Source organism: Lactobacillus sp. 23-2 (assembly GCF_044902225.1).
In the GTDB taxonomy this organism is placed as follows: domain Bacteria; phylum Bacillota; class Bacilli; order Lactobacillales; family Lactobacillaceae; genus Lactobacillus; species Lactobacillus absianus.
Map to the genome: position 1 here is coordinate 53,534 of NZ_JAOQBX010000001.1, position 20,392 is coordinate 73,925.

General features: G+C 47.8%; 14 protein-coding genes and 1 tRNA gene. 7 read left to right on the forward strand and 8 right to left on the reverse strand.

Going from position 1 to position 20,392, the window contains the following annotated elements; translation table 11 throughout:
- Positions 1 to 115: 115 nt before the first annotated feature.
- The 4 genes from cas9 to OCH80_RS00240 all read right to left on the reverse strand — a co-directional run bounded on the left by cas9 (position 116) and on the right by OCH80_RS00240 (position 7,067).
- The gene (cas9, locus tag OCH80_RS00225) at positions 116 to 4,378 is read right to left on the reverse strand and encodes a type II CRISPR RNA-guided endonuclease Cas9 (protein ID WP_404536989.1); all 4,263 of its coding nucleotides are present in this window, start codon (positions 4,376 to 4,378) and stop codon (positions 116 to 118) included.
- Positions 4,379 to 4,522: 144 nt separating this feature from the next.
- Complete coding sequence (locus OCH80_RS00230) at positions 4,523 to 5,782, reverse strand: sensor histidine kinase (RefSeq protein WP_404536992.1); 1,260 nt, start codon at positions 5,780 to 5,782, stop codon at positions 4,523 to 4,525.
- 2 nt (positions 5,783 to 5,784) lie between these two features.
- The gene (locus OCH80_RS00235; protein WP_404536995.1) at positions 5,785 to 6,453 is read right to left on the reverse strand and encodes a response regulator transcription factor; all 669 of its coding nucleotides are present in this window, start codon (positions 6,451 to 6,453) and stop codon (positions 5,785 to 5,787) included.
- Between the two features lie 5 nt (positions 6,454 to 6,458).
- Positions 6,459 to 7,067: a GTP pyrophosphokinase family protein gene (locus OCH80_RS00240; protein WP_404536997.1), complete on the reverse strand. Its 609-nt coding sequence runs from the start codon at positions 7,065 to 7,067 to the stop codon at positions 6,459 to 6,461.
- A 156-nt stretch (positions 7,068 to 7,223) separates the two neighbouring features.
- Here OCH80_RS00240 and OCH80_RS00245 point away from each other — a divergent pair.
- Positions 7,224 to 7,312, forward strand: a tRNA-Ser gene (locus OCH80_RS00245).
- Between the two features lie 734 nt (positions 7,313 to 8,046).
- Here the strand turns inward: OCH80_RS00245 and OCH80_RS00250 are convergent.
- The gene (locus OCH80_RS00250; protein WP_404536999.1) at positions 8,047 to 8,229 is read right to left on the reverse strand and encodes a hypothetical protein; all 183 of its coding nucleotides are present in this window, start codon (positions 8,227 to 8,229) and stop codon (positions 8,047 to 8,049) included.
- 553 nt (positions 8,230 to 8,782) lie between these two features.
- Here OCH80_RS00250 and OCH80_RS00255 point away from each other — a divergent pair.
- Positions 8,783 to 9,373: a phosphatase PAP2 family protein gene (locus tag OCH80_RS00255; RefSeq protein ID WP_404537001.1), complete on the forward strand. Its 591-nt coding sequence runs from the start codon at positions 8,783 to 8,785 to the stop codon at positions 9,371 to 9,373.
- A 75-nt stretch (positions 9,374 to 9,448) separates the two neighbouring features.
- Here the strand turns inward: OCH80_RS00255 and OCH80_RS00260 are convergent, their stop codons facing one another.
- Positions 9,449 to 10,285 (reverse strand): DegV family protein, encoded by an 837-nt coding sequence (locus OCH80_RS00260; protein ID WP_404537003.1) that lies wholly within the window; start codon positions 10,283 to 10,285, stop codon positions 9,449 to 9,451.
- Between the two features lie 348 nt (positions 10,286 to 10,633).
- Between OCH80_RS00260 and eno the strand changes: the two genes are divergently transcribed.
- The 3 genes from eno (at position 10,634) to OCH80_RS00275 (ending at position 14,745) form a co-directional block, all read left to right on the forward strand.
- On the forward strand, positions 10,634 to 11,920 hold the full coding sequence (gene eno / locus OCH80_RS00265; protein ID WP_404537005.1) for a phosphopyruvate hydratase: 1,287 nt from the start codon (positions 10,634 to 10,636) through the stop codon (positions 11,918 to 11,920).
- 527 nt (positions 11,921 to 12,447) lie between these two features.
- Positions 12,448 to 13,188, forward strand: a complete 741-nt coding sequence (locus tag OCH80_RS00270) for an amino acid ABC transporter ATP-binding protein (protein WP_154548830.1) — start codon at positions 12,448 to 12,450, stop codon at positions 13,186 to 13,188.
- A gap of 30 nt (positions 13,189 to 13,218) precedes the next feature.
- Positions 13,219 to 14,745, forward strand: a complete 1,527-nt coding sequence (locus tag OCH80_RS00275; RefSeq protein ID WP_404537007.1) for an ABC transporter substrate-binding protein/permease — start codon at positions 13,219 to 13,221, stop codon at positions 14,743 to 14,745.
- A gap of 109 nt (positions 14,746 to 14,854) precedes the next feature.
- Here the strand turns inward: OCH80_RS00275 and OCH80_RS00280 are convergent, their stop codons facing one another.
- Together OCH80_RS00280 and OCH80_RS00285 are read right to left on the reverse strand one after the other, a co-directional pair.
- Positions 14,855 to 16,036 carry a class I SAM-dependent methyltransferase gene (locus tag OCH80_RS00280; protein WP_404537009.1) on the reverse strand — a complete coding sequence of 394 codons (1,182 nt, stop codon included), beginning with the start codon at positions 16,034 to 16,036 and terminating at the stop codon, positions 14,855 to 14,857.
- 98 nt (positions 16,037 to 16,134) lie between these two features.
- Positions 16,135 to 16,986: a LysR family transcriptional regulator gene (locus tag OCH80_RS00285; RefSeq protein WP_404537011.1), complete on the reverse strand. Its 852-nt coding sequence runs from the start codon at positions 16,984 to 16,986 to the stop codon at positions 16,135 to 16,137.
- 114 nt (positions 16,987 to 17,100) lie between these two features.
- Here OCH80_RS00285 and OCH80_RS00290 point away from each other — a divergent pair, with 114 nt between their 5' ends.
- Positions 17,101 to 19,359, forward strand: a complete 2,259-nt coding sequence (locus tag OCH80_RS00290) for an HAD-IC family P-type ATPase (protein ID WP_404537013.1) — start codon at positions 17,101 to 17,103, stop codon at positions 19,357 to 19,359.
- A 49-nt stretch (positions 19,360 to 19,408) separates the two neighbouring features.
- Positions 19,409 to 20,353: an LCP family protein gene (locus OCH80_RS00295; RefSeq protein ID WP_404537015.1), complete on the forward strand. Its 945-nt coding sequence runs from the start codon at positions 19,409 to 19,411 to the stop codon at positions 20,351 to 20,353.
- The last annotated feature ends 39 nt before the right edge of the window (positions 20,354 to 20,392 follow it).

The following is a 20,392-nucleotide window of genomic DNA, read 5'->3' on the forward strand; positions in this document are numbered from 1 at the left end:
AAAGTTCTTCGGAACTGAGTTTATATATCTGTCCCACGTATTGTGGGCTTTTTTTATGCAATAAAACAGGGAGTTACATCAAACATGTAGCTCCCTGCTTTATTTTATAGTCTGCCTATTTTAACAAATCTGAGACCTTCACTCTTCTTTCAAATAGTCCAGTTGGCGATTGATAAATAAATACAGCATCGTCTGACAGCTTGATCCCATCCGGAGCTTGCATGAATCCTAAAGATGTACTTAATCCCAATTCGGAAACTTTTGTCCTATCTGAATTTGCATGAAGCCCTTTAAGAACATTTTTAATTGCCTCTGCCTGTTCTGCAACTTCAAGTTTGATGAACTTAGCCCTTCCAGCATGCAATTTTTTTCGGAAGCCATTGATATCATAGAGTGACAGATACTTATCCATCTTATCCAAAATTTCATCGTAAACTGACAACAAACATTCCTTTTCGTTTTGTTGGTCAATTTTAGTCATTCCATGCTTATTGAAGTTTGGATCGTCAATGTAATCAAGAATGTACTTCATTGACTGCTGGCTAAGGGAAATTTGCTTAAGATTATACTTGTAAGTAGAGCTGCCTAACATATAGAAAGTACTATTTTCTAAGACAGGTTGCCGATATGGAATCTTATCAAGCAAGATCCTAACATCGTTAATCCCTTTCTTAGCTTTTCCAGTCTTCTTATTAAACAACACTTGCGTTTTGACAATCTTTAACAACTGCTCAGAATAATTTGAACAATTTGTCAAAGACTCTAACGCGCGAATAGGGATGCCAACAACCTGTAATGTATGACCTTTGCTTTTTATAACTTCTACTAATACAAAATAAGCATCCTGATTACCACTGTACCCACCATATATTTCGGTGTCCATTCCCTGCTTTCGTGGAATCAAGCCAGTTCTAGCCTTAGAGTCTCTAGCTGGGGATGGGTAGACAGTTTGATCAAACAAAGCTGATTTTTTCGTAAATACTTCTTGCGTTACCAACATTTGCTTGAAAGAGTATGCCTGCTTCAGCTTTGAAATGATATCCTTTCGGCTGAATACAATCTCTCCAGTACTTCTACAGAAGATGTCATCGCCATTCTTGCCACGCAGAAGGTCATCCAAGAAGTTCATCGACTTGACGCGTCTAACAACCTGATGTGCTGATTCTTCTGCACCATGGTCAAATTTCTTGAATTCGCCATAGACGAATAACCGGCGTAGATTTGGATATACTTGATAGAGATAGTTGCCAACAATTGTACTCAAGTAGGCATCAATAGCATGGTGGTAGTCGTTAACCTCACGGCTCTTGTACAAATCAAATTGCTTACGCAAAATCGAATTGTATTTTGCTGGAACTTCGATGATCTTGCTGTCAGGAAATTCACTTTGCAAAATGGTAGCCGTCAGCTTGATTACTTGACTGGTTTCCACCAGCTGACGATTGATGAATCCTTCAGCACGGTACTCTGAGAGCGTTTCTGGATCAGTAAGCAGATTTGTCAGCTTTCTCTTGGAGATCATGCCGCTCTTCTGCCATCTATCCCACATCTCACGAACGGTAATCCCCAAGTCAGCGACCAAATGATTGCCATACAGTAATACTGGAACATTGTCAGATTTTTGATTATTCACGGCTCTGGCAACTAATACTCTGTTATCCAAAGAGTCATCTTTGATAAAGGACTGTGGCATAATGTGGTCAATATCATAGTCTGACAAACGGTCAATGTTCAGTGGCTTTCCAGTGTAAGCATCTCTGCCCCCCTGCATGAAATACAGGTAGTAGCGATCTTTAAGCGACTTCATTCCGTTCAGCTGATCCTTAACGCCTTGACTGACAATTTCATCACTGATTTGAGCATAAATTTTCCGCAGTCTGTCAGCTCTGGCAACTGTCCGCTTAGGATCATCCTCTTGTGACCGGGCAAATTCAATTGCAAATTTTGCTGGAAGATTACCATCACAAGCTTTGACGATATCGTGAACAACACGCATTACCTGACGGATAGCTTTCTTGTTCTGAGGTGAAGTGTATGCTTCATCCAGAATGCTCTCGGTTGCATCCCCAGACTGATCATCACGCAGGAGCTTCTGATTTTCTTGTTCAATCTTGGCTTTGATGACTGGATCCCTGACAATCTGCATAAAATTGTCATTGCTATTTAAAAGTCGTTCGAGTACATTCTGGCCCTCAGCATCCGTCAAGCGCGTCAACAGCTTTAAGGATAACCTTCCCCAGCCTTGCAGGCGAAGACGGCAAAGCTGCTTGATCTGCTCTTCGCTTAACCAGGCAAAATCAGCATGCAATTTTTTCGCAAGAATTTTACGATCTTCAAAAATCGTCGAGTATTCAATGATCTTTTCAAAGTCATTTTGCCGACGCTCATCATTGACCTGATCGCCAAAAATCTTCCGCAAGTCAATATAAGTTGACATCGTGGAATTGAATTTTGCTGGGTCTGCCATTCCTTGGATTTTCACGTCTAAGCCAGCATGTCCCTTGAGCCAGTAATTCTTAAATTTGTCCGTTTTAACAGTCTTGTACTTCTTGAACAGATCTTCAATTACTTGTTCCTTTTCTTCACGGGTCAGCTTTTTATGGTTTATCCGCAGATTGTTCAGTTCATTCAGCACCGTAAACAATTGGTACTTTAAGCTGGATGAAGGCAGAACATCCTCTCCCAAAAGATAAGTATCCTTTGTAGTCATTCTCTTGATGAATTGCGTAGCTGATGCCATCCGATCAACTTTTTCATCAAAGTTCCACGGAGTAATCCTCTTGTGGTCTTTCGAGTCCTTTCGAATCATCCAAGCAAAACTATGACCGTCTTGGGCTTCCTGTTCTTCCTTGGTAATCATTGGACCAACATAGTACGGCACGCGGAAAGTCAGCAAGGCGTCCAACTTAGTTGGAGCCTTCTTTTGAGCTTCTTCGGATTTATTTGGATTCTTCTCAGCCAAGAATGGGTAATACTTACTCTGCTTCTTGATAATCTCATCGAGTTCGACTTGATGAAGCTGATTTGGAATTACGCCATTGTTGTTTGATCTTTGCAAAGGCAAAAAGGTCTTTTCTTCGAGTCTTTGCTTAATCTCAAGTGCTGCTGGGGAATCATCCAACAAATTAGAAATTTTCTTTTCAAGTTCCTCAGGATCAAGTAATTCGCTTCTCTTCTTAATCCCAGTCAGCTTCATTGCTTTTGCCAAATCTGCATGGCGATTGTTGACGTACAAGTCATAAATTGCCTGTAACTTAGCAGCATTCTTTTTGTCCTTTGTATTCCGAATGACAGCCTTTAAAGTAGCCAAGTCTTCTTTGTGCTGCTCGTACTTCTCGATCATCGCTTCAGACAAGGTCATTCCGACTGGAACAATCTCACTAAGAACAATTGCATGCCGGATCTCAACAAGACGATCCACAATCTCTGTTTGGCTCTGTTCTAACAAAGAGTCCAATTCTTGTATTTTGTCTTCTTCATCCGCGCCTTGCAAAGCAAAAGCGAAAGTTTTCTTTTTATCCTTGTCAACATTGGCGATATTCAGAATAGTTGAGAAATCCGCCTTATATCCCAACCATGCTTTAGAAATATTCGTTGCCACATTTTTGATCAGTTTCTGGACCTGTTTTTCCTTGGCTTTTTCTTCAAAAGCCGGAAAGCTGCTTGGCAGCAAAAGGGTGGCAATCTCTTTCTGACTATCAGAATTCAAATGACCACCGGTGAGGATATCATTAATCTGATTAGCTGAAGCAACATTTAGTTCAACGTCCTCTGTGCCTTCATTCTCAGCAAAAAGATCATTCAAATCTTCAAGAGTTTGAACGCTCAAAATGGTTCTTTCGCTCCGACCACCCAATGAGCTCATCCCTGAACGGTAAGTTTCTACGGATTCATCATGCAAGAAATTTCCGCGCGCTTTGATCATTTGGTGTATGGCAATGTAGATTTCCCGAATATCATGCTTCTGATCATCCTTCATCAACTTGTCGCGCAAATGATAAATCGTTGGATATTCATCATGAAACTTCTTGTCTTCTTCCGGAGTAGGAAAAATGATTGCAGAGTAGCGTTTTCTCTTGTCTTTTGGAGAAATCCAAGATTCATGCAGTCTTGCGAAGAAACTTGGGTCTACCTTGGCAATTTCTTCGTTGAATAGTTCTTCAAGCAGCTTGATGCGCCACTTTCTTCTTGAAAGCCGACGCCTAGTCGTTCTGAAGCCTCTTCTTTCCGCAGCTACGCTGCCTTCCGTGAACAAGCGGGCGCCAATTGCCTTCTTGCTCTTGATCCGCAGAATATTATTTTGATCATCGGTAACTGCCCATCCAACTGAATTAGTACCAATGTCAAGACCGATTGTATACTCTTTAGGCTTTGCCATATTTTTCCCTCTATTTCTCTTTCTTCTTTTTCTAGCTATTGAAATATAGCGGTTACACCCAATTATACTATGATCTTCTCAATCCTTACTAAAAACTTTAAAATCCCTCATCACAGCAAAAAAGCACTCCGGCGGAGTGCTTGCTTAACGTGTTCGTTTTAAGGTAACCATAAAGGTCATGACTCCGTCTTCCCAGTGAGCGGAAATCTTGCCGCCAAAGGTGCAGACCAAGTCTTGGGCCATCGAGAGGCCGATCCCGAAGCCCGACTTTTTCTTCTCGTCGTGGTGATGGGATTCATCCTCTCTGTAAAAGCGTTCAAAGAAGCGCTTAGTATCAACGTTCTTGCCATCCCGATAAGAGTTTGAGACGGTAAGAACAGCGTTTTGATTGAGCCGGCTCTTGGCCAGGACAACCAAGACCTTGCCATGATCATCACAGTATTTCTGCGCATTGTCAATCAAAATGTTGACCAATTCAAGCAGACTTCTTGATTCAGCGTTGACGTAGAGGTCTGGCTCAATTTTAACCTCGTAGTCCTTGCCATCTTTAGCCAGAACGGATCTGAAAGACTTGGCTGATTCTGAAACTTTTTCTGAAAAATTAATAGGAGAAAGGACCAACTCATCCGGCTCGCTCATCCTGGTAACAGTAATCAATTCATCGATCAGGCGCGTCATCCGCTGAACCTGCTCGATCGTGCTCTGATTCCATTCATCATCGTTTCCAAGAATTTCTTCCATTTCGGTATTGGCACTGATAACTGCCAGTGGCGTCTTCAGTTCATGCCCAGCATTGGTAATAAAGCGCCGCTGCTTGTCATAGGCCTCTTTGATCGGCTCAACTGCTTTTCCTGCCAAAAGTCCCATGATCACCATGAAGATCAACACGCCGGCAATCGTGAAGCACATTGCATATCTAACTAGCAGCAGGGTTGATTGGATCAAAGGTGCCAAATCGATGAAACAGATAAAATACTTGTTTTTGGATACCTTCTTGGCCAAGTAGCGAAAGCGCATGTGACTGGAATGAATGGTTCCTCTTAATTTGCCATTTCTTACAGCCAGCGCTACTTCTCGATCCCGGCTCAAGGCAGAATTCAAGGAATCTGCAATAATGTGATCGGAATCAATCACAGTCGTCTTTGCCTTTGAGGTATCCAGCATGCCCGTGAAATAGCGGTACTTGAACATTCCTTCCCGGTTGTACTGGTCGCCAAGGCGATTCTTCGCTTCCTTGAGGTTCAAGCGACCGTCATTTTTTACAATCACGGTCAGAATCTCATCCGCTTCCGAATTAGACCTTGCATAGGAAATGCCAATTAAGCTGGCAAAAGAAATTATCATGACCAGGAAGAGTGAGAACGTAGCCAGCCACATAAAGCGGCGGCGAATTTTTTTAATCATGATCAGGCCCTCGTCAAGCTGAAGCTGCCACCCTTTTCACCCAGAATCTTCACGTGAGCGCCAATTGACTGGAGCTTGGAGCGCAGATACGAGATATAGACCCATACGACGTCCTCTGTTTCGTCCTCCTCTTTCCAAACATGGTTGAAAAGCTCACGCGTTGAAAGCTGCTTGCCAGGATTAAGTAAAAAGTAGCGCATCAGACTGGTTTCCTGCTTCGACAAGCTGATTGAGTTATTGCTCGACAATTCCTGAGAATTAAGGTCAAGCTTCAAGTTGTCATAGTTAAGCTCTTGCTTGCTATTATAGTCTTCGCTTCTGCGCTCTTTTGACCGCAAGCGGGCAAACAGTTCCTTTAATGAAAATGGCTTGGTCAGGTAGTCATCTGCACCGACGTCCAGCCCAGTCACCTTGTCATCGATTTCAGATTTGGCCGTCAGCATCATGATATAAGTCTTATCACCAGTGGCGCGGATTTCCTTGACCGCTTCCAGGCCATTTTTGACCGGCATCATGATATCCATGATGATTACGTCATAGGGATGTTTTTTGACGGCATCGACAGCTTCCTGACCGTTAAATACTGAATCGACTTCATAGCCGCTTTTTTGCATGGCAACCGTTACAACACGGTTCAATTGTGCTTCATCTTCAGCCAAAAGAATTTTCATAAAAATTATCCTTCCTTAATTAACTGCCGGATCGTCTGCATGCTTACGTCACATGACGCCAACTCATCAGCTACGCGCTTAAGCTCTTTGCTGATTCGTTCAGGATTCTTGATATCATGCTTGTATTTCATCTCATGTTCCAAGCTGGCCCAAGTATCCATTGCAATCGTTCGCAGCTGGATTTCGGCAAAATACTGACCAGGCTTGTTGCCATGCACATCTTCAAACGGCGTCTCTACCACCATGATCAGATGGTAGGACCGATAGCCGTTTGCCTTGGCATCGGTAATGTAGTCTTTTTCCTTAACAATTTTGAAATTGCTCTGCTTCTTTAACAAATCAATGCAGGTGTAAATGTCATCAATAAAATTGCAGACGATTCTAAGGCCAATTGCGTCCCGATTTTCAAGCAGCGCACTCTCAGGCGTAAGAGGCAGGCCTTTCTTTTTGCACTTTTGAGTCATGCTTTCCTCGCCTTTTACCCGGCCTTCAAGGTGCTCGTAGAGCTTCTGGCCATTCTTTTCCTGATAGGCTTGACCGATCTCCCGGATCTGCGCCATAGTCTCGTCCAAAATCTGCGGCAGATAGGCAGCATATTTATCATAAATACTCATATATTTTCCTCATTTCTATCTATCACTGTATCAGACAATCATGAACTTTTCTTGCCCTTTAATCGAATCTTATGATCCCCCATTTAAAGATTTTTTTTCTTTTTAGAAGATTCCTTTTACATTTGGCAGAAATTAAAGTATAATTTTAAATGTTCTGGAGCGTTGGCAGAGTGGTAATGCAGCGGACTCGAAATCCGCCGAACCAATGTTGAATTGGCGCGCAGGTTCAAATCCTGTACGCTCCTTAAAATGTGGCTCAAAAACGTTGATATATCAACATTCCTTAGAGAAATCGGGAACCAAACGGTAACCAAGCTCTATAAAAGCAGTAAGTAGTTTCGGCTACTGACTGCTTTTTTATTTTAAAGCAAAAACAAGCCTAGCTCCTTCAACGGGAGCTAGGCTATTCTGTTATTGAAATCAGCGTGATCGATGCATCCCCAACATCTTGGAATTACTTGGTAGATCCTTTTTCACCTTCTTAAATGCCGTGTAAAAAGTGCTCAATGAGTCTGCAGCCGTATCGTCCTCAGCTTTCTTGCAGTGGTCAACCTACCAGTTGCCTTGACTAAGCCACTTGTAAAAATTTTTAGTTCTTTTGATGCAAGAAAATTAGATAGGCCATTTGAAGCCGGCGTAATTGCCGGAAGCATTGCTGCTCCCAATGTCATCTTATGCCTGCTTGTTCTAAGATCGTTGACTTTGACCTGCTTATGAACAGGTTGAACCAAATGGCGATTTGAACAGTGTTCCTTTCTCAACTGTGCTCATATTTTTTGGTGTGCTTGTTGATCATACTAAAATAGTATTGCCAGATCCTTCATGCTACGATTTCTTGATGCCAAACTGAGTTTGACTTTATGGAAATTTAGGCATGAAAAAAGCGCGTTATTAACGCGCAGTTTTTTAGCTTACTTTTTCTAGTCGTTACACCTTCCCAAGTTTTCGCTTAGGCTTGGTTCGAGATTAGTTTGCTATGTTATAAGAAATGGCTAAATATATCGCCAACGAGAAGTATTGCGCAAATAATAGCGCCAACAATTATGTAGCCAAAATGATCAAAAATAATCGAAGTGAGCCAGACGCCCAGTGCAAAAACTACAACGACAAAAATTACGAACTCAATAAAGCCTTTTATCCAATCCTTTTTATCGTCATCCATTCTGGCCACCCCATTTCTCCTATAAATATAACATAGCTTAGCCTTCCTCAAATTAACAAGCTTTATTACCTAAATAATATTCCAAAGCCCAGAGTTGCTCAGCCCCCCATGGCACTGGCTATTTCTGCCAAGCTGATTGGTATCCGATACTGGAGACCACGCCTAAGTCACTAAAACCAGTTGACGTCATATCCAGCCGCGTAGACTAATTCATTGACAAACCGTTATAGCGTTTTTGAGCATCTTAGCGCCATCTTTTGCATGATTTTTTACTTTCATGCCAAATCCTCTAGAACTTGGCTTGATAGATAGGCCAACACACCAGTGCCGGTCGTTTTCCATAATTCAACCGAGTACTGGCTAGTTGGCAATATGATGTGCTCACGCTTGGGCATTCTCGTATGGGCCCTGTATTCGCTTACTTTTTCCTATTGAATTGCTTTTGATAGACGTGTAAAATATTTTTCGTTAAAATCTATCGTACATTAACAATTTGTCGTCGAACTTTCTGAAACAGTTGGTTTGCGAACTTTTTGCAGAAGGAACAAGCAATTTGAAAATAGACGTAATTTCCCTGAGCATTTCTGGTCTCGTCCTGGTTCTCTTGGTCTTAGGCATCCTGTATTCGCCCGCCTTCAACCGCTTCGACCGGCGCCTTCACCAAAAGCTGGTCAAGACCCAGAAAAATATTTTTTGGAAGATCATCGCTTTCATCAACGAGCCCAAGCTGGTTATCGTCTGGGACGTCCTGATCGCCGGAATCCTGATCAATGAAGGCGACTACAAGCTGGGCCTTTGGACTCTGCTGACCCTGGGCGTGACTGACGGTGCAGGCTATGTCATCAAGCACTTAGTCAAGCGAAGCCGGCCGCGGTCGCACCTGTCTGAAGAAGAAGGATACTCTTTCCCCAGCGGCCACGTGATTGGGGCCACTACCATGTGCCTCATTCTTTATACCCTTTTGCGGCGGATCACTACTAGCTACCTGCCTTTGATCCTGCTCATCTATTGGGCCTTTGTCGTCGTCTCCCGCTTAAACCTGCGGGCACACTATCCATCAGACGTCTTAGGGGCCGTTGCCCTGTCCGTCTTCTGCTTCACGGTCATGCAGACCTTGTATGCCGTATTGTTCCTTAAGGGCTAATAACTTTAATAACATGCAAAAACTACGGACCAAGCAGTCCGTAGTTTTTCTTATCTCTCAAAACAGCAATTTTGCCTATTCATGAAAGCCAATCATCAGTCCGCCCCGTTCTGCATAGAAGGAGCACAGGCCACGCATTGGCCGGATGGTCACGTTGGCGTCCGGGTAGGAAGCCAGAATTGCCTCTTTCAGCTTTTCCGCGTCGGTCGCGTTCTCACACTCATCAATGACGACCCGGCCACCCTGGTATTTCATCCCTTCCATCTGCTTGACGATTTCTTTTAAGGCCTTCTTCATGCCTCTGGCTTTGGTCAAAGGCTGCAGCTCCCCGTCAACGCTGGCCGTGCCGATCAAATTGATCTTCAAGACGCCCGCGATCTTGGCTACCGCTGGCGAAACCCGCCCATTTAATGAAAGGTTCCGCAATGACTGCAGCACGAACAGCAGGTGAGTCCGCGTCCTGAACTCAGCAATCTTGGCCTCCAAATCGGCAAAGCGCAGCTTGTCGTCTTTAATCAGCGCCTCAATTCCTTCCAGAACGACCTCCAGCTCCGGGCCGGCTGACCGGGAGTCAACCACGATCACATTGGCGTGAGGATGCTGCTCCAGATAGATGTCTTTGGCTTGCAGAGCTGAAGAATAGGTACCTGACAAGCCACTGGTCAGCGTGACGATTATCGCGTTCTCGCTCCCCTCCAAGGCGTCCAGCCAGCGCTGAATGCTTGGCGCCGCGGTCTTTCCCGCCTCATTGTTGGCTTCCATCTTGGCCAGGAACTCGCTGATATCCAGCTTCTCGTCATCAAGCATGTTCTCCTCGCCAAAAGTCAAAGTCAGCGGCACCACGACCAGGTTGCGGGCTGGGTCGCTGAGGGTATTGGAACTTGAATCAAGAATCAATCTTACTTTTTCCATAATTGTCCGTCCTTTTCCAGCTCATCATTTATGTCTTAGCAACAAAGGCTAATTCGATTTGCAAATTGTTTATATCTCTATTTTAGCAGTTTTTGCCTTGGGCGGGAATTTTTCGCCAAACCGCTTTCACATTTTTTAACATGCTTTCACAAAAGGAGCTTAACATAACATTTACGCTAGTAAAATTAACGAAAAAACGCGATTTTGTGAACGGTTTCTAAGATTATTCTGTTTACGCGTTCACAAAGTTAGGCTATAATTTACTTGTAAATGATTACAGGGCAAATGCTCTGGTAGGCGGAAAAATATCCGTTTTTCCCGTTTACATATTTTAAGGAGGATTTTTTAATGACTAAGGTTGTTATTGAAAACGTTCATGCTAGAGAAATCTTTGACTCACGTGGTAACCCAACTGTTGAAGTTGAAGTTACTTTGTCAAACGGCGTAGTTGGCCGCGCTGAAGTTCCATCAGGTGCTTCAACTGGTGAAAACGAAGCTGTTGAATTGCGTGACGGTGGCTCACGTTTGGGTGGCAAGGGTGTTCTGAAGGCTGTTAACAACGTTAACACTGCAATCAACAACGAACTGCAAGGCGCAGACCCATTCAACCAACCAGCTATCGACAAGGCTATGATCGAACTTGACGGTACTCCAAACAAGGGTAAGTTGGGCGCCAACGCTATCTTGGGTACTTCAATGGCTACTGCTGTAGCAGCTGCTAAGGCTACCCACCAACCTCTTTACCGTTACCTTGGTGGTACTGACTTGTCAATGCCTCAAACTTTCCACAACGTTATCAACGGTGGTGAACACGCTGACAACGGCATCGACATCCAAGAATTCATGATCACTCCAGTTAAGAAGACTTCATTCCGTGACGGCTTCGAAAAGATCGTTAACACTTACCACGCCTTGAAGAAGGTTTTGGAAGAAAAGGGTTACGAAACTGGCTTGGGTGACGAAGGTGGTTTCGCTCCTAACATGAAGGACTCAGAAGAAGCTTTGAAGGCTTTGCACGAAGCTATCGAACGCGCTGGTTACGTTCCTGGTGAAGACATTGCCATCGCTTGTGACTGTGCCGCTTCATACTACTTCAACAAGGAAGACGGCAAGTACCACCTGGAAGGCAAGGTTCTTGACGACGAACAATTGGCTGAATACTACGACAAGCTGCTCGCAGAATTCCCAGAATTGATCTCAATGGAAGACCCATACGACGAAAACGACGTTGACGGTATGGTTAAGTTCACTCAAAGCCACAAGGACCGTCTGCAAATCGTTCTTGACGACTTCATCTGCACCAACCCTAAGCTGTTGAACAAGGCTATCAAGGAAGGCGCAGGTAACGCTTCATTGATCAAGCTGAACCAAATCGGTACTGTAACTGAAACCTTGGAAACTATCCGTCTTTCACGCAAGAACGGCTACAACACCATGATTTCTCACCGTTCAGGTGAAACTGGCGACACCTTCATCGCTGACTTCGCTGTTGCTACTAACGGCGGCCAACTGAAGACTGGTGCCCCAGCTCGTTCAGAACGTGTTGAAAAGTACAACCAATTGCTGAGAATCGAAGAACAACTCGGTGACGGCGAACGTCTTGACTTCTTCCCAGACAACGTTGACTTGGACTAATTTACTGAACTAAGTTAGTTTCAACACAACTTAAGAAAAGAGCTTGCTTCGGCAGGCTCTTTTTTTTTGCGCCGTTTTCCCCCTCCCCTGCCGCGGCTTAAAGCAATCTTTCATGAAATTATGCTTTTTTCTAAAATTTCCCTTGCAATCTCGGAAACATTAGTTTAAAATTAAAAATCAATAAGAGATGGACAAGCACATGTCCAGCAAAGGAGATAATTAAGATGAGGAATACTAGGCAATTTGTAAATACATAGTTTTCATCGCTTGATGAAGACTTGTAGATCAACTGAATTCGTTGTTATCAGCATGGCAGAACGCGGTTTTGACTTGTTTGGCAATGAATAGCAGTCATCACAAGTTGTTAGTCTTCTTCCTCTTCCCATATTTAATTGAATATTGGTGAGGCAGACGGAGTCTTCCTCTTACCTGTAAAGTACTCTTGCAATACAGTTTACTTGCCAGTTGACTTCCATTCATTGCTAATCAAATCCTCGCTGCCGAGATCGTAGATGAAGGATTTAATTATGAACAGTATCATCGAAGTTAAGCACTTGAAGAAAAACTACGGCGACAAAGAAGTCCTCAAGGACATCAACGCCGAGATCGAGAAGGGCAAAGTAATCACTGTGATCGGGCCATCCGGGTCCGGCAAGAGTACTTTTTTGCGTTGCCTGAACCTCTTGGAAAAGCCAACCAGCGGCCAGGTCCTATTTGAAGGGACGGAATTGACGGACCTGAAGAGCGATGACCTGGACAAGCTGCGGCAGAAAATGGGCATGGTCTTCCAGAACTTCAACCTTTTCCCAAACATGAACGTCCTGGAAAACATCAAGCTGGCGCCAATGAAGGTTAAGGGCATGGCTGACGGCGAGGCTACTGCCCTGGCTCACAAGCTTCTCAAGAAGGTCGGCCTGGATGAATTTGCCGACCACACCCCGACCAGTCTTTCCGGCGGCCAGCAGCAGCGGGTGGCGATCGCTCGGGCTCTGGCTATGAAGCCAGAAGTCATGCTGTTTGACGAACCTACTTCTGCCCTTGACCCAGAAATGGTCGGCGAAGTCTTAAAGACGATCCAGGACCTGGCTACTTCCGGGATGACCATGGTCATCGTTACCCACGAAATGGGCTTTGCCCGCAAGGTTTCCGATGAAGTTTGGTTCATGGCCGATGGCTACCTGCAAGAAAAAGGCAGCCCAGACGAAGTCTTCGATCACCCTACCAGCGACCGGGCCAAGGACTTCTTAGCCAAGATTCTCGAAGCGTAAGTTACAGACAAGGAAATGGAAAGACACATCATGAAGAAACTAATCAAAATCTTTTCCGTGCTGCTGCTTTTGGTCAGTGCCGTCGTCACCGGCGCCCTGGCCACCGGTCCAGCTGCCACGGTCTCCGCAGCATCAAGCAAGAACGTTAAGAAAGTTGCCTCTGGCACCGTTTTAAAGAAGATCAAGAAGAGCGGCAAGCTCGTCGTTGGGCTGTCCGCTGACTACCCGCCACTGGAATTCACCAAGAACGTCAACGGGAAGAACAAGTACGTCGGCGTCGACATTGAATTGTCCAAGCAGATCGCCAAGGATTTGGGCGTCAAGTGCGAAATCAAGAACATGGACTTCGACTCCCTCCTGGTTGCCCTGGAAACCGGCAAGATTGACGTGATTATCTCCGGGATGACCCCAACCGCCGAGCGTAAGAAGAGCATCGACTTCTCCAAGATCTACTACGCTGAAAAGAACGACTACTTCGTCATCAACAAGGCTGACAAGGGCAAGTACAAGAAGACCAGCGACTTCAAGGGCAAGACGGTTGGCGCCCAGACTGGGTCTCTCCAGTACACCGTCATGAAGAAGCACGGCCTGCCTGGCATGAAGGTCAAGGGCCTGGCCAAGATTTCCAGCCTCTTGATGGGCTTGAAGTCCGGCAAGTTCGACGGGGTCCTCTTGGGCGAGCTGAACGCCAAGACTTACGCCATGAACGACTCAAGCCTGGCCCTGGTCAAGTCAACCCTGAAGCAGGACCAAATGGGCAACGCCGTCGGCGTCGCCAAGGGGCAAAAGGACTTGGTGGCCGCCATCAACAAGACCATCGACAAGTGCCAGGACAAGGACCTCTTCAACAAGAAGTTCATCCCGGCAGCGGCCAAGGACATGAAGACCGCGACTAAGAAGTCAAACAACTCCATGACCAAGTACACCAGCTATTTCGTGACCGGTCTTGAATACACCATGATCATCACCATCTGCTCAGTCCTGATCGGTCTGGTGCTCGGCGTCATCTTCGCTTTGATGCGTCTGTCAAGCAACAAGCTGCTCCACGCGATCGCGGTCTGCTACATTGAATTCCTCCGGGGCACTCCAGAAATGGTTCAGATCATGTTCGTCTACTTCGGGATCGGGATGCTGGTCAAGAACCTGCCTGCCCTGGTTGCCGGGATCATCGCCATCGGCTTGAACTCCGGGGCCTACGTGGCTGAAGACATCCGGTCCGGGATTAACTCCGTGAACATCGGCCAGACTGAAGCTGCCCGGTCACTTGGCTTGAGCCAGGCCATGACTTACCGCTACGTCATCTTCCCGCAGGCCTTCAAGAACATCTGGCCAGCCCTTGGCAACGAATTCATCACGCTGACCAAGGACAGCTCCCTGGTTTCAACCATCGGCGTTGGTGAATTGATGTACCAGACCGGCCTGGTGCAAACCGCTACCTACCGGGGGGTAATGCCACTGTTCATCACCATGTGCATCTACTTCGTCTTAACCTTCCTCTTGACTCGCCTGCTCAACTTCCTGGAACGGAAGATGAACCTGAGCTCAAGCCGCGCTTAGCCAAGCAGTTCACTTGTCTCATCTAATTTATCTCTAGCAAAAAGCTGGAAGTCACTCATCTGACTTCCAGCTTTTTTATTGCGATATTTTTCTGCCTTCTGCTTGGCACCTACTGCTGATTGCTCATGTAGTCGCGGGTCATTGGCAGGTTCTTGCCGGATGGCCCCTTGGTCAACAGGAACTGCATGACGTCAATATTGCCGGATTCAAAAGAAGCGGCACAAGCCTGCAGGTAGAGATCCCACATCCGGGTAAAGCGCTCGCCAAAATGAGCTTGAATTTCCGCCCGGTGGTCATTGAAGTTCTGGTCCCAGATTTCTAGAGTGCGCTGGTAGTGGCGGCGGAGCATTTCTACATCAGCCAGCTGCATCCCGTTGTCAACGATATGGCCGACCATTTCCGCCAGGCCAGGCACATAGCCACCTGGGAAGATGTACTTGTTGATCCAAGCATTGTTGGCCCCGCCCTGCTGGCGGGTGATTCCGTGAATCAGGGCCACGCCGTCTTTTTTCAGATAGCGGGCCACGTCCTTGAAATACAAGCCCATGTTTTCCTGGCCCACGTGCTCAAACATCCCCACGGAAGTGACATAGTCCCATTGCCGGTCACCCAATTCCCGGTAGTCGGTCAGCTTGACTTCCGCGACGTCTTGCAGCCCTTCGGCTTCAATCGTCTTTCTGACCAGGTAGTACTGCTCTTCGCTCAAGGTCACCCCGGTAACCTTCAAGCCATATTCCCGGGCCGCCGTCAGCATCAAGGTCCCCCAGCCGCAGCCGATGTCCAGCAGAGTCTTGCCCTTTTCCGGGTGCAACTTGTTCAAGATATGGTGGACCTTGGCAATCTGCGCTTTCTTCAAGTCATTTACATTGCCATTGGTGAAGTAGGCGCAGGAATAAGTCAGGGTATCGTCCAGCCAGAGCTTGTAAAAATCATTGCCGACGTCGTAGTGGCTTTGAATATCGCTGACGGACTGGCGCTCGCTGTGGCTCTGCTTTGGCAGAAAATGGCGCAGCTTCGCGTTGCGCATGAAGCTTTCAGAGCTTTCATAAGCCGCCGTCAGGAGCTTTTGGATGCTCCCGTCAATTTCGATCTTCTTGTCCATATAGGCTTCGCCCAAGGCAAGGGAGGCGTTGGCAGCCACGGCCTTCACTGGAATCTTTTCATTGAAGGTAATGGTGACTTCCGGGTCTCCGGCGCCATACACGTCTGACTTGCCGTCCCAGTAGTTGACCCTGACCGGGATGTTGAAGGAGTGGCTCAGCAGCGTCTTGTAGAAGCTCTTTTCCAGCATTAGTAATTCCCTCTTTCATCTTGCAGCTGATTATTGTAGCTTTCTCAACACTATTTCATTATAAGGCAAAAAGATCCGCTTTTCTTTCAAAATAAGTATTATTCATATAAGGAAATGATCTGTCTCATCAAGGGCGTGACCACCTGATCCTTGCGCCAGACGAGCTGCAGGCGGGTGCGCCACTGGTCCAGGTCAATCGGGTAGATCTGTCCTTTGGCATAAGCAGCCGCAATCGACTCGGGCACCAAGGCAATTCCTAGCCCTGAGTCGCTCCAGCGGATGGCGGTTCTGGAGTCGTCGCACTTAATCACGAAATTGGGCTTCAGCCCCTTTTCCGTGAAAGTCTCCTTGAACATCCCCTCAAAGCGGCGATAGATGACCAAAGGCTGCCCAGCCAGGTCTTCCAGCTTGACCGTCTCCTTGCCGGCAAAGGCGTCTAGCCGCGTAACCGCCGTCATCCGCTCATCACTGACGTCGATTGCCGCCAGGTTGACCCGGTTGTAGGGAGTCCGGATGACCGCCAAATCCAGCAGATTGTTCTTTAATTTGTCCAAAATGCCATAAGTATTGTCTTCCAGGATGTCCAAAGCTACCCCAGGATGCTCTTTGACAAAAGCCACCAGCCGGTTGGAGGGCAAGACGCCAATCGAGCTTGAGACTGAGCCCAGACGGACGCTGCCCAGCTGGCCGGCTTGGATCTCCCTGATCTCCGTTTCAGCGTTTTGGGCTAAAGTCAAAATCTGCTTGGAATAGCTGTAGAGCTTCTTGCCGGCATCCGTCAGCTCAATCCCATGGGGCTGTCTGGCAAACAGCTTGGCCCCCAGTTCATCCTCCAGCTGCTTGAGCTGGTAGCTCAAGGCCGGCTGGCCAATAAACAGCTGCTTGGCCGCGGATGTGATCTGCCCTTCCTCAGCCACAAGCGCGAAATACTGCAATTGCTTCAAATTCATCTGTCCTGCTCCTTGTTCCATATCAGCTTTTTCAATATTCTTAATCATAAATCAGTATTTTATTTATATCAACTCCTGGGCTACACTGGTAGTGGTTATTAAGGAGGCAATCAGATGAACGTACATGGCTTAACGCAAAAAGAAGCCGAAGAAAGGCTGAAAAGGGACGGACTAAACGAGGTGCCCGAGCCCAAGTTCAATTTCTGGAAGGAGTTTGCCGGCAAGCTTTGGAACTTGTCAGCCTGGATCCTGGAAGGGGCGCTGCTGCTTGAATGCGCCCTGGGCAAGTGGATCCAGTCCTTCTTCGTATTATTGATGCTTTTGTTCGCGGCCTACAATGGGGCCACCCAGAAGAAGAAGTCCCGCAAGGTCCTCAGTGACATTTCCCATGAATTGACGCCGGTCGTCGCGGTTGAGCGGGACGAACGTTGGATCAAGCTGGACTCCAAGTATCTAGTCAAGGGCGACTTGATCAGCCTTAAGCGCGGGGACGTCTTAGCCGCGGACGCTGAGCTGGTCGAAGGGGCCTTGAGACTAGATGAATCATCGATTACCGGTGAATCCAAGCAGATTGCCAAGCAAAAGGGCGACCAGGCCTTCGCGGGGACGACCGTAATGAGCGGCCAGGCCCTGGCCCGAGTCATAGCCGTCGGGGTCAACTCCAGAAGCGGGCAGACGATCAACCTGATCAACAACTCCGCGGCTCCTGGCCATTTGCAGCAGCTGCTGACCAAAATTATTTATTATCTCTGCCTGCTCGACGGCGTCTTGACCCTGATCTTGATCATTGCCGCCTTGATCCGGGGCGAGAACATTCTGGAAATGCTGCCGTTTTTGGCCATGATGTTCATCGCTTCGATTCCGGTGGCCATGCCCTCAACTTTTGCCCTGTCCAATTCCTTTGAGGCGACCCGCCTGTCAAAAGAAGGCGTCCTGACCAGTGACTTGACCGGGATCCAGGACGCGGCCAACCTCAATCTCCTGCTCTTGGACAAGACGGGAACGATTACGGAAAACAAGACGGCAGTTTCATCCTTTAGCAACTTGACCGGTCAAGCCGACGCGGACGTTTTGCCCCTGATTGGCGCCGCGGCTGACCTGCGCAACCAGAGCGTGATTGACCAGGCCATCCTCAGCTACCTGCAAAAGCGGGATCTGCCGGCAGCGCCAGCTGATTCCTTTAGCCCCTTCACTTCTGACCGGGGCTATTCCATGGCCGAGTGCCAGGGCAAAACGATCAAGCTGGGCTCTTTTAAGCAGCTGGCCAAGCTGGATCCTGAGGCAGCCATTAAGGCCAGCCAGGTCGACTTTACCCAAGGGCGTTCAGTCGCTGCCGTGATCGATGACAAGCTGGCAGGCGTCTTTATCACCCAAGACAAGGTCCGCCCTGACTCCAAAACTGCCTTGGCCGAGCTGGTCAAGCGCGGCATCAAGCCCATCATGCTGACTGGCGACAACAAGCGGACGGCTGAAGTCGTGGCCAAGCAGGTTGCCTTAAAGGGACAGGTGATCTCCATTTCCGACTTTAATGAGCAAACCGACGTCAAAAACTTGGCCGGGATCGCGGACGTTTTGCCAGAAGACAAATTGGCCATGGTCAAGCACTTCCAGGAGCTGGGCTACATCGTCGGCATGACCGGCGACGGGGTCAACGACTCCCCAGCCCTCAAGCAGGCTGAAGTCGGCATCGCCGTGGCCAATGCCGCTGACGTGGCCAAGAGAAGCGGCAAGATGGTCCTGCTCGATGATGGCCTAATGCCGATCGTCAAGATTCTGGATGCCGGCCACCGGGTCTACCAGCGGATGACCACCTGGTCTTTGACCAAGCTGGCCAGAACGGCGGAGCTGACCATGCTGCTGACCTTCTCCTACCTGGTCTTCGGCTACCTGCCAATGGCCCTGAACGCCATGGTCATCTACACGATCATGAACAACATGGTCACGATGATGATCGGCACCGACAAGACCCAGATTAGCTACCAGCCGGAAAACTGGGACATGGGCAAGCTGGCTAAGATCTCCTTCTCCCTGGCGGCAGCCTGGACCGCGATTGGCTTTGCCTTCGTGGCTGGCCTGGGCCAGCTTGGCGTCAGCCACGGGCAGACCGGCACCATGGTCTACGTCTTCCTGGTCATGAGCGCGATGATGATCGTTCTGATCACCCGGACGCGCGGCTTTTTCTGGCAATCAGCCCCGTCTAAGCCTGTTGCCTTGGTCCAGACAGCCGACATTCTCCTGACATGCCTGTTGGCCCTCTTGGGCATCGCCATGCCGGCCATCAGCCTGAAAGAGCTGCTGACGACCTTGTTTTCGGCCTTCCTGGCCGCGGTTCTGATCAACCTGGTCTACCAGCCGCTGATGAAAGAGCACTAATTTTTTCAAGAACACAGCTTGCCAATAGAACATAAGAAAGAGGAATTCCATGAAAAAGCGAACTTTTAAGATCTGTATCAGCCTGATCGCCCTGTTGCTGGTCGCCTTAGTCGCCATGGCGGGATGGAGCCTGTACAATGTGAAAAACGCCGTCGGCACTTCCTACCAGCAGGGTAAACTCAAGCGGGCTGAAAATGGCAGCAAGGAGAGCTTGCTGAAGCACGCAAAGCCCCTGATCGTGCTCCTGATGGGGACTGATACCGGCGCCTTAGGCCGCAGCTACAAGGGCCGGACCGACTCGATCATGGTCTTGGTCCTCAATCCCCAGCAAAAGAAGAGCACCTTGGTCAGCATTGAGCGGGACTTGCAGGTTAACTTTCCAGAATACCCTGAATACTCGCCTTCAAAGATCAATGCCGCCTACACCTATGGCGGCGTAAAGCTGCTCAGCCAGACTTTAGACCGCTGCTTCAAGATTCCCGTCAATTCTTATGCCTTGATCAACATGGGCGGGATGAAGTCAGTCATTGACCAGTTGGGCGGAATTGACATTACTCCCCTGCTCAGCTTCAACTACGAGGGCTACCACTATCATAAAGGGGTCAAAAGCCATATGAGCGGGGACAAGGCTCTGGAATACTGCCGGATGCGCTATGATGACCCTGAAGGCGACTACGGACGCCAGAAGCGGCAAAGACAGGTTTTGACTGAAATCATCAAAAGCGGCGCCAACGTTGAAAGCCTGCTGACGCCAGCCTTTCTCAAGTCAGTCTCCAATCAGGTCAGAACCGACCTGAACTTCAGCGACCTGGCCAAGCTGGCAGAGTCTTACCGTGCAAGCGGCGACCAGCTGCAGACCGATTACACCCACGGCAGCGGCTTCACCCAAGATGGGGTCTCCTACCAGCGGATCAGCCTGGCAGAAAGACAGCGGATCAGCAATCTGGTCCGGCAGGCAGCTGGCTTGCGGAAGGTCCAGCTGCCTCAGCAATAGATCAGCTAATATGCAAAAGAGCTTGGGAAAAAAGGCTTC